The sequence below is a fragment of the Lysinibacillus parviboronicapiens genome, assembly GCF_003049605.2.
Taxonomy (GTDB): domain Bacteria; phylum Bacillota; class Bacilli; order Bacillales_A; family Planococcaceae; genus Lysinibacillus; species Lysinibacillus parviboronicapiens.
In genome coordinates this window covers 2,085,818-2,099,285 of sequence record NZ_CP073713.1, presented here as the reverse complement: position 1 = coordinate 2,099,285, position 13,468 = coordinate 2,085,818, and the positions used below count along the sequence as shown (strand labels likewise).

Sequence of the window (13,468 nt, the reverse complement as noted above, 5' to 3'; positions counted from 1 at the left end):
TCCCTACAGACTAGATTCGAGAAAGAATGAAGGAGATGCCGACTAATCTCTTTCGGTCATCTCCTTCATCATGAAAGCTTTGCAATGATTATCTCAAGCGCTTATTTTGTTGCATTGACTAAAGCCTCAGCACGTTCTTGCTCCCACTTTGCTAAAGCTTCCTTGAACTCATCATTACTCATGGGCTTGTCTAGAACTTGTTGGCCTTTGAATTTTTCAGATGTTACACCAAATGGTGAGTACTGTGCTTCAAATGGGTTTAATTTGGAAGCGACATACCCACTACCACCTACTGCATAAGGAATGACGAATGCTTCTTCAATTAAGAAACTTTCTGCTCTTGCAAATAGATCATAACGTTCAGCTGTATCAATAGTTGCTTTCGCTTCATCAATTAAATTTTGATAGGTCGTTTTTCCATTGGCTTCTTTATAGCCCTCTGCTAATTCTGGTTTATTATACGTACCATCTACACTGAAAGGTTCTGTGTATGTCGATGGATCGGCATAGTCTGGACCCCAGTTCGCTTCCAGTAATGCAAATTTACCTGGGCGACGTACTTCTGATAAGAAGCCTGTTGAAGGGCCTGCCTCAACGATAATATCGACATAATCAGCACCTAATAATTTTTCGATTTGCTGTTCAATTACTTGCGTACGGTTTGCCCAATCAGGACTGCCAGAATTATATGGCATTAATACTTTCACTGGGAATGTCGCTTTCCCTTCAAGAGTTGCTTTTGCCTTTTCCTTAAATTCTAGTGCTAAATCTTTGTTAAAGGAATCGCTACTTGTAATAGGCTCTAATGGCGCTAAAAGTGTATAATCGACCCCTGCAACATCCACAAAATTTCGCGGTGTAACCGTATTACTTAGCATGTCTTGTGGGTTGTATGGCTCCACTGTTAGCATGGCTGAGACACGGTCAAGCGCATGATAAAGTGATTTACGGAAGTCCTTATTATTAACTGCGATTTTCCAGTTTTCTGGCTCATATTCGGCATCGAATTGTGGGTCAAAGTTTAACGCATAGAAATACGTATAGAAATTATTTTGAGTTTGACGAACCTGCGATTTTTTCTTGTCATCATTAAACCATTCATCAATGATAGAGGTCGGAATGCTGGCCGAATCTACTTCACCACGCAAGAATAGTTCAGGCGCTACAGTGGCTGCTTCTTTGTTATATTTATAGCGTATACGGTCAATCAGTACATTTTCTTGATCCCAATACGTATCGTTTTTCACAAGCACACGCTCATTTTGAGGCTCGAACTTGTCCAATATATACGCACCGTTATAAAGGAAATCTTCACGTGTTGTCCCGAACTTTTCGCCTTTTTCAACTAAAAACTCACCATTAACTGGGAAGAAGCATACGTAGTTCAGCATAGAGAGGAAATAGGGTGTAGGTGCTTCTAAAGTATACTCTACTGTATGTTTATCTGTTGCCTTTATACCAACTTTTGAGAAATCTGTTATATCACCGTTATAGAACGCTTCACCATTTTTCACAACGGTCGCACTCCAGACAGTTGACGATTCATTTTTTGCATCAAGTACATAGTTTAAGCCATCCACAAAATCTTGCGCTACTAAATCTGCATATTCTTTACCGTCATGTGTAACCCATTTCACGTCATCTCGAAGCTTAAATGTCCACACAGTTGCATCTTCATTTGAAGTCCATTCTTTTGCTAAGCCTGGTTGTACGACACCATACTTATCATATTCAATCAATCCGTCGACTAAGTTAGCCGCAACAGCAAACTCATTGGTTTCAGAAGTTTTTAAATAGTTTAAGGTTTTAATTTCTCCTGAATAAACAACTCGGTATTCTGATTTTTTTTCATCAGAGGAATCATTACTGCAAGCTGTACAAAGTAATGCGATAAGACACACTAAAAGAAACCAATACTTTTTCATAAAAAGCCTCCCCCTAGCAATCTTTTTATATGGAAAATCCTAGTCCAACTGCATCCGTCATTGTAATGCGAGCGTTGTCAAAATCTGGACCACCTGTAATAGGATCTTTCAAACATAAACTTGGTCCGTCTAGATCAACCATTGTTATATTTTTTTGTGATGCCGCAAAATGAGCTGCCGCACTTACGCTAATTTTTGTTTCCAACATGCAACCAATCATACAGGGAATGTCATTTGCCTCTGCTAAGTGGCAAATCTTCTGTGCTTGATGGATACCACCTGTTTTCATGAGTTTGATATTAATGAGATCAGCTGCTCGCTTTTCGATAATCGTCAACGCATCTTTGGCAGAGAAAACACTTTCATCTGCCAAAATATTCGTGAATGTATTGGCTGTCACATACTGCATACCAGCCAAATCATGATAATGCACAGGCAGCTCCACTAATTCTATATTTGTGCCTGCATCCTCAAGTGCACCAATAATTCGCACCGCTTGCTTTGGCGTCCAACCTTGATTGACGTCCACACGTAATGTAATGTGTTGTCCTACTGCTTGTCGTATGGCCACAACGCGCTCGACATCGCCAATCGGATCTTTACCAACTTTCACCTTAAGAATTTGAAATCCACGGGCTACGGCAGCTACACTATCCTTCACCATTTGTTCTGTATTATTGACACTGATTGTAATGTCAGTCACTAGCTCCTTGCGGTAACCACCTAATAATTTATACAATGGCGCTCGATAGTGCTGTGCAAATAAATCATAAATCGCCATATCCACCGCAGCTTTAGCACTGATATTTTGATAAATGCTTGTCTCTAATCGTTGCATCATGTGCGCAAGTTCCTCTATATCCAGCCCGGTTATGGCAGGCTTAATATAGTGTTCGATGGCATGTGTCATCGAGCCTAGTGTTTCACCCGTAATGACTGCTGTTGGTGCCGCTTCGCCAATGCCGACTTGTCCATTATCGCTTGACACATAGACAGCAATATTATGAATACTGTGCACTGTGCGAAGCGCTGTTTTAAATGGCGTGATGAGTGGTGCTTCCACTTTCGCAACCCTGATATCTTTAATTTTCATCCATGCACCTACTATCTTTTGGCTTATGTTAGGAACTGTAAAAGGCGTAGCACTTCAAAAAAATCATCCGTCACGAATTCCACTGTATTATGCGCTTTAAATGTTGCATTCGGATAAAATGAATTACGATAGGCACGTGTATGGTCCCGGTAAATAATTTCTACCACAAAGCGCTCAGGCAATGTCACTTGTAAAGCCTCTCGCTCCACTTTCATCGATGTTGCAACAAGGCGTTTTGTTTCTTTAAGTGTTAGCTGTGGGCTCACGCTAATCGTTGCATTGCCAACCCCCTCTTTCGTGGCAAATGTAACAATGTTAGCATTGAGCGTTTGAATCTCTTCAGTTAGCCCCATATCCCCACTAACAAACGAAACTGGCACGCCATGAAGAGCAGCCGCATACGTATTAATTAAAAATTCACTAGCATACTCACCATTTATCTTCACATCAGCAAAGACACAAAGCGTATGTGCTAATGGGTTTCGCGCACTTCCTCCTTTGCTGTGATACCCGATGAAAATGGCACGGTTAAAGCTGTTATCAAGCCCTGCTACCATACACATTGGTTCATATGTCCAGCCTCGAATGACCTTGCAATTCACAGGTAGATTGGAAATATCCAGATTACGTGCTGAGTCGTGCGCATCCTTGAGTAAAATCTCTGTCGCTCCACCAAGTATAGCGCCCTCTATGGCTGCCTCTACTTCCTTTGTCATTTGCTTGCGAAAAAATTCATTATCCGGCGCATTGAGCTCCGTTTCACTCCATGATGTTGTACCCGTAATTCCTTCAATATCTGCACTTATATATACCTTCATAGATATCGATACTCCTTTACTTGATTGTCTTGAATCTGTGCTTCGATAGCACCATAACTGGCTTTTGGGGCATTCACTCGTGTTGCCCAGGCGATATTGTGCAAGTCATAGTGCCACCATTCCTCTGCATAATTTGTAAACCCGACCATGGTCATACAGTTATACAGCAGACGACGATGCAGACAGGCTTCGTAATTTTCTGCTGTATGTTGTTCGAAATAACGCGTTGCTGATTTTGCACTTAGTTCATCAAACGCCGTACCAAGATTTCACGCCTTGTCATTTATATCCCCCAGTGTTACATCAATGGCTCCCCCTGTTAGATGAGGAGCCAAATGTTCATTTCCTAAGCGTGGAAACGCTACATACTTTCGCGTTTCTTTGACAACCTCTTCTTGCGTAAAATCAGGATATTGCCTCTTTATTTGTTGCGAAAACTGCGTAAACAAAAATTGTTGCACCTGTAATGGACGATAGCCATCATACACAATAACACGATAATTTTCAGGCAAAAGCCGGACTGCTTGTTTCAAACACTCATACGCACCATCACGCAAATAAAGCGACTTAAGGCTGTGCGGAATGTGCTGTAAATTATAAATGGGCTTGACAAAAATTCGAACCACTCATCCTCGCCAACTCGTATGAGTGGTTCGCTATTTTCTTGCATAGATGGAGGCTGTTGTTTATTGGTAGCCTTTAATACATCAATTGGCTGAAATAATTTCCCTTGCATCATCATGCACCCCTACTCTCGAAAGCATAGCAAGCAAAGTATATGTTTCTTTTTTGATAATTCTGTATTTTTAAAGTAAATGTTAGCACACCAAATATTCGTTGGCTAGATAAAAAAAGCATTATTACAAATAAATGGTTATTTTCTTATTTTCATACAAAATGCGCTATTTCCTTGTTGGAAATCTACGTAGCAAGTCGAAATGTCCTATTTTTCAGAAATTTTTAGACAAAGAAAAAAGCTATTGAAACACGTAAGTGTCACAATAACTTTTTACAATTTACTATATTACTTACCATCAAACTGATAGGCTTCCACTACATGACCACCTCGACCTTTTGTTGTCTGTGCCTGTGATAGCGAGTTTAAAATGGCTTCTTCTGTCGCTTCTGCCGTCGCAGTAAATAATTGATTCATAATTGCATGATCCTCACGCAACTGCGTACGTGTTTCTACATGTTGGTTCGACGTATGTGGAATGTGGTGGGCCGTTGTAAAGCCTATGACAATATCTCCACTACCATGTGAAAAATGACTACCCGTACGTCCAAGACCAATACCACAGCGCTTAATCACACGAGACAGCTGGCGACTACTAAGCGGGGCATCCGTTGCCAACACAATTATTATCGAACCATCTGTTGGCGATAAAGTCGAGTCACTCTGATTGCTCTTGAGCTGGTAACGGTCGGCTAAAAACTCAGTGCTATGCCCAAAATTGCTTAACACCAAACAGCCAACTGTATAAGTTATTTCTTGTTCCACTGTGACAATACGCGAAGCAGTGCCGATGCCGCCCTTATAGCCAAAACATATCATGCCTTTTCCTGCTCCAATTGCCCCTTCTCTTGCTACATCTTCTGATGCACTGTGAATTGCTTCAATCGCATGTGCAGGCGAAACCGGACAGGCACGAATAGAATTTAAATAACTATCATTGCATTCCCCTACGACAATATTTATCGTCCCTGTCGAATTGCCAATCTCTGTATTGGCATCTAACATATATTGTAAAGTGCCTTGTGTGACAGCAGGTACCCCAAATGTATTCGTTAGCATAATCGGTGATTCAAGGACCCCTAGCTCATTAACTTGTACAAGTCCTGTCGTCTTGCCAAAGCCGTTTAGTACATAGCTTGCAGCGGTGACCTTGTGCTGAAATAGATTTCCTCCGTGCGGTAAAATCGCTGTTACCCCTGTACATGCATAGGCACCGTCTTGATTCAACTTTTCATCAAGCGTCACATGCCCTACACGCACGCCTGCTACATCTGTTATACAGTTTTTCGGTCCTATCGGTAACGAACCAATGACTATACCCATGTCTCGTACTTTTTTCTGCATGCCATCACCTCACCATTAAATTAGTGACAATATGAAGCCCCCAAAGACTGTGGATTAAGCGTCCCTGCCAATCAATCCGTTTTTGGATGGGATTGCCGTTGCCGCTGCGGCATGGGCATGAATTACCGTTGTATCAAATACAGGCACAGCTACATCTTCCTGCTTAATCAATAAGCCTATCTCGGTACAACCAAGAATAATGCCCTGTGCACCTTCCTCTATTAACTTTTCAATCACCTGTAAATAATAGGATTTTGAAACAGAGTCAATTTTACCTAAACATAATTCCTCATAAATGATTCGATTGACGCTGTTACGCTCTAGCTCATTTGGAATCACTACCTCGATGCCAAAACCTTCAACTCTAGCTTTATAAAAGTCTTGCTCCATCGTATATTTTGTTCCAAGCAGTGCAATCTTTTGTAAACCCGCCTGTTGAATTTGTGCGGCTGTTGCGTCAGCAATATGTAGAATAGGTATTGTAATGTTGGCCTCAATCACGTTAATGACCTTATGCATCGTATTCGTACAAATCACAATGAAATCGGCACCTGCTCTCTCTAAAGATTGTGCCGCTTCTCCAAGCACTTGCCCAGCTTGTTCCCATTCACCTGCCGCTTGATAATGTTCGATTTCTTGAAAATCAACACTGTACAAAATACATTTTGCCGAATGCAAACCGCCTAGTTGTTGCTTGACGTTTTCATTGATCAGTCGATAATATTCCGCTGAAGACTCCCAGCTCATGCCCCCGATTAATCCAATTGTTTTCATTGCATCACCCTCCGTATAAATATCTAATATTATACTAGAAATTCATCCCAATAAAACACGAATTTTACTTTTCCATCTCTACTTCAGCTTTTTTCAAATAGGATAAAGTGAAACTCAATCAGTAAGTCCCCACTAAATGATAGTTGAACCAATCGGGCTTTTACGGTCAGTTAATCGACCATCCACTTGAAGTGCGTCTTACTGACCGTTTATGCGGGATAAAGTGAAACTCAATCAGTGGTCCCCACTAAATGATAGTTGAACCAATCGGGCCTCTACGGTCAGTTGATCGACCATCCACTTGAAGTGCATCTTACTGACCGTTTATGCGGGATAAAGTGAAACTCAATCAGTGGGTGTCTCTTTTTCCCCACTGATTGGTAGTTGAACCAATCGGGCTTTTACGGTCAGTTGATCGCCTACACTGGAAATGCGTCTTACTGACCGTTTATGCGGGATAAAGGGGAAACTTCAATCAGTGGGATTAAAAACGAATTATTTATATTGGTATGAAAGAAAAAATAACATTTATACTAATAAAAAAATACTAAATGCTCTGATTCAAAAATTTAACATTGAGTAATTCTATCAAGGTTTCCCTCTTCATTTTATTTCCTATATGAAATCATTATAAAATGGGAGGCTGATTTATCTGATTATTAACATTTTTCAGTATTTTCAATAAGTTGATTTTTCACAAAAAAACAGTGTAGACTAAAACGTACTGAAAAAGGGGGAAGATAGATGCAATGGATTTCAGATATTGTTAACTCAACGAATGATATTTTATGGACGTATATACTCATCGTATTGTTAATAGCAGCAGGTTTGTATTTTTCATTCGGCACTAAGTTTGTGCAAATACGTCTCTTTGGCGAAATGTTTCGTTTAATAGTGGAAAAAAGAGAGGGAGAGTCTGGCGTTTCTCCATTCCAGGCCTTTACGATTAGCGCAGCCTCTCGCGTTGGTACTGGTAATATCACAGGGGTGGCACTCGCTATTGGTGTAGGTGGACCAGGTGCGGTATTTTGGATGTGGATTATTGCCATTGTAGGTATGGCTACAGCATTTATAGAAAGTACGCTTGCACAGGTTTACAAGGTAAAAGACGGCAACACTTTCCGTGGTGGCCCTGCCTATTATATGGAAAAAGCTTTAGGTCAACGCAAATTAGGCATTATTTTTAGTATTCTTTTAACGCTAAGCTTTGGTTTTATCTTTAATGCAGTGCAGTCTAATACGATTGCAACGTCTGTCGGAGAAGCTTTTCAGATTAAACCTTCTTACATCGGAATCTGTTTGGTTTTGCTAACTGCCGTGATTATTTTTGGTGGCGTACATAGAATTGTAAAATTTACCCAAGTAATTGTCCCAGTGATGGCTGTTTTTTATTTACTTGTTGCATTTTACGTTGTCGTGACCAACTTCTCTGAAATACCACATGTCTTTCAGCTAATTTTATCGCAGGCCTTTGGCCTTCAAGAGGCAGCTGGCGGAGCAATTGGCGTTGCGATCATGCAAGGTGTACGTCGCGGTTTATTTTCGAATGAAGCTGGTATGGGTAGTGTGCCGAATGCAGCTGCGACTGCCAATACTTCACATCCTGCCAAACAAGGTCTCGTACAAAGTTTAGGTGTATTCTTTGATACAATCCTTATTTGTTCGGCTACAGCATTTATTATTATTTTAGCTGGTCTTTATGACACAGGTGAAAGTAACGGCATCATCCTCACTCAAAATTCTTTAGCAGAACATGTTGGTGGATGGGCGCCTTATTTTATAGCCATTTCAATTATTTTCTTCGCCTTTAGTTCTATCATTGGCAATTACTATTACGGAGAATCGAATATTGAGTTTCTCAATGCTCATAAAGGTTGGATGACTGGTTACCGTGTTTTAGTACTTGTCATGGTGATGTTCGGCTCTGTAGCACAGGTACAACTTGTTTGGAACTTAGCGGATCTCTTTATGGGTCTGATGGCGATGATCAATATTGTGGTTATTATGTTACTCGGTAAAATTGCTTTCCTTGTGTTAGATGACTTTACACAGCAACGCAAATTGGGTAAAAACCCTGTATTTTTCGCAAAATCAATCCCAGGATTAAAAAATACAGATTGTTGGGAAGACGATCGTAAGTAAACAAAACAAAAGCCATCGAGAATTCCCTCTCGATGGCTTTTGAACGTTTTGAATAACCCTTTCAACAAGTGGCTGCAACATATGAAGTCACAATGGCACCTAATACAAGGCCCTTTTCATTCTGTCGCTGCATGGAAAGTATACGCCACTGCTTTGTGCGTTCATCCTTTACATAATTGTTCACGTTCATTGATTTGATTCTTCGTTATCATTGATCATCACCTCAAAAGTTTACTTTTAATCAACATAGTATGAAGTTAGAAGTTGATTGGAACGAAGAGCGGTGACTCCGGAAAAGTCGAGATCCTGGACTGAGTGAAGCGAAGGAAGCAGCTCGATCCCGCCCGTAGTGAAAATCAACAGCTTTACTTAATTTAATTGTAAAAGAAAAAAGACTGTCAACAAACACAATTTTTACGTTTGTTGACAGTCTGAGCCACTCCTCATCATTACAATGAAGAGCGGTTTTTTAGTATTTAAACTGGCTGATGAGCCCTTTTAATTCATCTGCCATATGAGATAGTGCTTGTGCAGATGCATTGATTTCTTCCATGGAAGCTAATTGCTCTTCAGTTGAAGCAGCAACATCTTCTGATGCAGCCGCATTCCCTTTAGCAGAGAAAGCCAAATCTTCCGTAATTGCGGTTACCTCTTGCACACTCGCCGACATCTGTTCAGATGCAGAAGAAACTTCTTCCATTTTAGGAGTAATGTCATTCATCCTTGACATAATAACTTGGAATTTGGCGATTGCTTCATCGGATACACGTAAGCCGTTAAGTACGTCCTCTGACACTCTTGCCATGATGTGAACAGACTGTGCTGTTTCTTCTTGAATACCATGAATGAGCTCAAAAATCTGACTAGCCGATTGCTGGGATTGCTCGGCCAGCTTGCGTACTTCATCAGCTACTACTGCAAAACCTTTACCATGCTCCCCTGCTCTTGCCGCTTCGATAGCTGCATTGAGAGCCAGTAGATTAGTTTGATCGGCTATGCTTGTAATGACATCTAAAATGGACGAAATTTGTTGAGACCGTTCGTGTAAGGATTGAATTTTATTGTTTGAATCAGTGACAGATAAATGAATAGAATTCATTTGATCCTTAGTATCTTGCACTGCTTGTCCGCCCTCGTCAGCCTGTTTAGTCGCATATTGAGACAGATCCGTCACTGTGGACGATATTTCTGCCACATGAAGGATGGCTTTTGAAAGTTCATTTAACGATTCTGCATTCCTTGTTGCATTCGTTGTTTGTGTGTCTGCGCTTAACGCCACTTCTTGTATAGAGATGGCCACTTTTTCCGTTGCCTCACTCGTCTGATCGGCATTTGCCGTTAACTCTTCTGCTGAAGATGCAACTTCTTCTGCGTTTAATTCTATTTTTTTAATAAGTGTACGAAGACTATCTTGCATGTCATTGAAGGCTTGTCCCAATTGCCCAATCTCATCTCTAGAGGTAATTGTCACTTTCTCCGTTAAATCACCTTTACTAATGGTTACGGCGCTATCTTTTAGGGCTCTAATTGGTTTAATGATTGCTTTAATCACAATATAAACGACAATGGTACTTAAAATAATCGCAATGACTAAGACAAGAATCGTATTAGATAGAATCGAAGCTGCTGATTCATCTATTTCTTTAGCAAAAATGGTTCCTGTAATTTTCCAGCCAGTTAATTTATTCGTAGTAAAAGACATAATGCGATCATCATCATTATAGACATAATCGTACGTACCTGTTTCACTTTCGTACATTTTATCTAAGAACTTCTCTTGCAATTCCCCTCCTGGTTCTAATGTAGGATGAGAAATAACCATATTATTGTCACCAAAAATAGAGGAATAACCATTTTTTCCAATATTAATAGAGTCAGCTACTTTTTGAAGTTCTGTCAGTGTAATATCTACTGCCACAACGCCTGATTGATCTTTTACCTGGCGAGCAACTGTAACGACCATGTCTCCTGTTCCCGCATCTACATAAGGCTTTGTCACAAAAGATTTGCCCTTGAGCGCGACAGCTTCTTTATACCACTCTCTTTCCAAGGGGTTATCTGTAGATTCATACTTTTTTGGTTCTACTATAAATCTACCGTCCTCTGTTCCAACATAGATGCTTAATGTATCAGGATTTAATGCAATAAATTGATTGAACATTGTTCGTAGCGACGCTTCACTCTCTTCATACATAGAGGCATTTATTGCTTCGCTAAAAACACCGACTTCGTGTATTTTTTCACTGATCGTTTTATCTATCTGTTTATTTAACATCTCAACACTTTCATTTGCGCTAAATAAAATTTCATCTTTGATAGAATTTTTTGCTGAGAGATACGATAAAATCCCCACTGAAAGTACTGGGATGAGTAATACAAGGGCAAATAATCCATAGAGCTTGCCTTTAAAGCTTCCAAATATTTTTTTCATGCAACCATTCTCCTTTTGTCTTCATAGCTTGTAACACTTGTGCTTATGATTATTTGGCGTATGCCTTTTTTGTGCATACCCGTTTATTGATGTATTGATTAGACTTGAAAAGATTGTCGCTGTCATCTACATATGATTTTTACTTCTCGCTCCTCAATCAATAATTTTGATCCTTAGATTTTATCGGTCAAAACGCTCAAATTCAAACACTTTTTTTTCATTTTCTGCAGCTTTTTACATAAGTAAAATAATTTAATGTATTTGCAATCTTTGCATTTTTTAGCGATGACACTATTTTCGTAATTTAGCACATACCAATAAAACCCCAATGCATCTTCTATGTCTGTAATGCATCGGGGCCTAAAATGAATCAGTATTTAAATGTTTGAATAGATTCTTGTAAATCAATGGCCATTTTTGCAAGATGCGTGGAAGCTGCGGCCACTTCTTCCATCGCCGCATTTTGCTCCTGTGATGAGGCCGCAACGCTTTGGACATTGCCACTTGATTGCAAAGAGACTTCGCTAATATAATCGATTTCTTTGACTAGTTTTTCAATGTCCAAATAGATAGCACGAATGGCCGCTGTAACGGCTTCTGACTGTGTTTGTACATCATCAATGGCCTGATCAATTTGAAGAAAGTTGTCACGCGCAACATTTACTTTTTCACGCCCTGCAGTTACAGAGTCATTGCTATTAACCATATCTTCTTCAATAATTCTTGTGCTATCTGTAATTTGTGCCACAACCTTTTCAATATCGATAGCCGCTAAATTCGATTCATCTGCTAGTTTACGAACTTCCTCTGCCACAACTGCAAAGCCTTTGCCATGCTCACCACTTCGTGCCGCTTCAATGGAAGCATTAATCGCCAGTAGATTTGTTTGGGTCGCAATGTTTTTGATGACATTAACTGCAGAAACAATGGCCGCTGTATTTTCATCTAAGTCATTCACACGTGTGCTAAGCTCTGCGCTATTATCTGATATTTCATTCATCTGTTCAATGACACTCCGTACAGAGGCACGGCCCGTACTCGCCATATTCTTTGTTTCAACCGTTGCATCATTGACATTATCAATGCTTGTTGAAATTTCATTCATTTTTTTCAAGATATGCGAAGATAAACGCCTTACATCCCCTGTCAATGTATCTTGTTTTTCAATCCCTTGTGCAATATCTTGGATGGATTCTGTCACAACCTCTGTTGCTTGCGTCACTTCCAAGCTGCTGGCTGTCAGTTGCTCCGATGTTGCTGCCACCTGTTCAGACGAGTCGCCGACTTGCTTCATAGTATGTCGAAGCTTTTCAGACATCGTATTAAAGGAGCTTGCAAGCTGTGCAAATTCATCCTTCGTTGTAAATTGTAAATGAGTTTGTAAATTGCCATTTGAGAACTTGTCCATTTCGACAACAGTTTGTTGAATATTTTTTGCGACACGTCGACCAAATACAGTGGCAATGATGATACTTATTAGTAACGAAATTATTGCTAATCCAGCGATTTCCTTGGCACTTCTTGCGCCACTTTGCTTTGTAGCTTCGATATGTGCCAACATTTCATCCTGTTGCGCTGTCGCCATCGTTTTCCCAAAAACAACTAGTTTTTGAGAGCCTTCTCCAAGCACTGGTAACGCTAGCTGCTGTGCTTGTGCCTGTTCACCATGTTGATATAACGGCACGATTTGCTCGTCTATGGGTTTCTCCCACTCACTTAACTGTTGTAAAAATAATGCAAACTCTGCATTATCTTGTCCTAATGATGCAATGCGATCAATGGACTTATGTAAGGTATTACGAATTTCATGATGGTTATCTAACATTTCTGCTTTGCCATATAACATGTATCCCCGGATAGCTGCATTCGCTCGCACTGTTTGAAAAGAAATATCATTATATAAATTAATTAATTCGGTATTTTCTTCAATTTCAGCAAGTGTATGTTTATTTTCATTCAAATAATACATCGCAATCCCTGCAATAAATAATAGAAATATTAAAACAATACCAAAAGCAAACTGCAGTTTTCGTTCTACTGTAAATCTCATAGGACCCCTCTATTCCGCTATTGTATTTAGCATATTGAGTATAGCGCAAGTTGGCGAATCCTCCTACACACTCATTACTTTTCTAACAAATAAAATCTAATATTTGACAAAAATAAAAACTCCTATCAAAATATATTGACTTTTCTAAGGAGTAT

At 39.9% G+C, this 13,468-nt stretch carries 10 protein-coding genes and 2 pseudogenes; 1 reads left to right on the top strand and 11 read right to left on the bottom strand.

The features are described from left to right. Positions 1-101 precede the first annotated feature (101 nt). The 8 genes and pseudogenes from C9J31_RS09915 to C9J31_RS09885 all read right to left on the bottom strand — a co-directional run bounded on the left by C9J31_RS09915 (position 102) and on the right by C9J31_RS09885 (position 6,690). Entirely contained in the window at positions 102-1,925 is a 1,824-nt protein-coding gene (locus tag C9J31_RS09915; protein ID WP_107948991.1) for a peptide ABC transporter substrate-binding protein, read from the bottom strand. Positions 1,926-1,950: 25 nt separating this feature from the next. After that, entirely contained in the window at positions 1,951-3,018 is a 1,068-nt protein-coding gene (locus C9J31_RS09910; protein WP_107948989.1) for a dipeptide epimerase, read from the bottom strand. 23 nt (positions 3,019-3,041) lie between these two features. After that, positions 3,042-3,836, bottom strand: coding sequence for a M55 family metallopeptidase (locus C9J31_RS09905; RefSeq protein ID WP_107923810.1), 795 nt, complete (start codon positions 3,834-3,836; stop codon positions 3,042-3,044). Continuing rightward, positions 3,833-4,090 (bottom strand): annotated as a pseudogene (locus C9J31_RS23600) (M15 family metallopeptidase); the annotation flags it as partial. The gene C9J31_RS09905 and the pseudogene C9J31_RS23600, both read right to left, overlap by 4 nt. 15 nt (positions 4,091-4,105) lie before the next feature. Next, the gene (locus tag C9J31_RS23595) at positions 4,106-4,348 is read right to left on the bottom strand and encodes a M15 family metallopeptidase domain-containing protein (RefSeq protein ID WP_238602075.1); all 243 of its coding nucleotides are present in this window, start codon (positions 4,346-4,348) and stop codon (positions 4,106-4,108) included. Between the two features lie 17 nt (positions 4,349-4,365). Next, positions 4,366-4,578 (bottom strand): hypothetical protein, encoded by a 213-nt coding sequence (locus C9J31_RS09895; RefSeq protein WP_153062791.1) that lies wholly within the window; start codon positions 4,576-4,578, stop codon positions 4,366-4,368. Between the two features lie 282 nt (positions 4,579-4,860). After that, the gene (locus C9J31_RS09890) at positions 4,861-5,916 is read right to left on the bottom strand and encodes a DmpA family aminopeptidase (RefSeq protein WP_107948985.1); all 1,056 of its coding nucleotides are present in this window, start codon (positions 5,914-5,916) and stop codon (positions 4,861-4,863) included. A 54-nt stretch (positions 5,917-5,970) separates the two neighbouring features. Further along, positions 5,971-6,690, bottom strand: a complete 720-nt coding sequence (locus C9J31_RS09885; RefSeq protein WP_107948983.1) for an aspartate/glutamate racemase family protein — start codon at positions 6,688-6,690, stop codon at positions 5,971-5,973. A 744-nt stretch (positions 6,691-7,434) separates the two neighbouring features. On the opposite strand from C9J31_RS09885, the gene C9J31_RS09880 reads away from it, so the two are divergent. Beyond that, on the top strand, positions 7,435-8,832 hold the full coding sequence (locus C9J31_RS09880) for an alanine/glycine:cation symporter family protein (protein ID WP_107948981.1): 1,398 nt from the start codon (positions 7,435-7,437) through the stop codon (positions 8,830-8,832). A 33-nt stretch (positions 8,833-8,865) separates the two neighbouring features. On the opposite strand, the pseudogene C9J31_RS09875 reads toward C9J31_RS09880, so the two are convergent. From C9J31_RS09875 to C9J31_RS09865, 3 genes and pseudogenes are all read right to left on the bottom strand, one after another. After that, positions 8,866-9,007: pseudogene (locus C9J31_RS09875) on the bottom strand (IS5/IS1182 family transposase); the annotation flags it as partial. A gap of 294 nt (positions 9,008-9,301) precedes the next feature. Further along, positions 9,302-11,263 carry a methyl-accepting chemotaxis protein gene (locus tag C9J31_RS09870; protein WP_107948979.1) on the bottom strand — a complete coding sequence of 654 codons (1,962 nt, stop codon included), beginning with the start codon at positions 11,261-11,263 and terminating at the stop codon, positions 9,302-9,304. A gap of 370 nt (positions 11,264-11,633) precedes the next feature. Continuing rightward, positions 11,634-13,313, bottom strand: coding sequence for a methyl-accepting chemotaxis protein (locus tag C9J31_RS09865; protein ID WP_107948977.1), 1,680 nt, complete (start codon positions 13,311-13,313; stop codon positions 11,634-11,636). Positions 13,314-13,468: the final 155 nt, after the last annotated feature.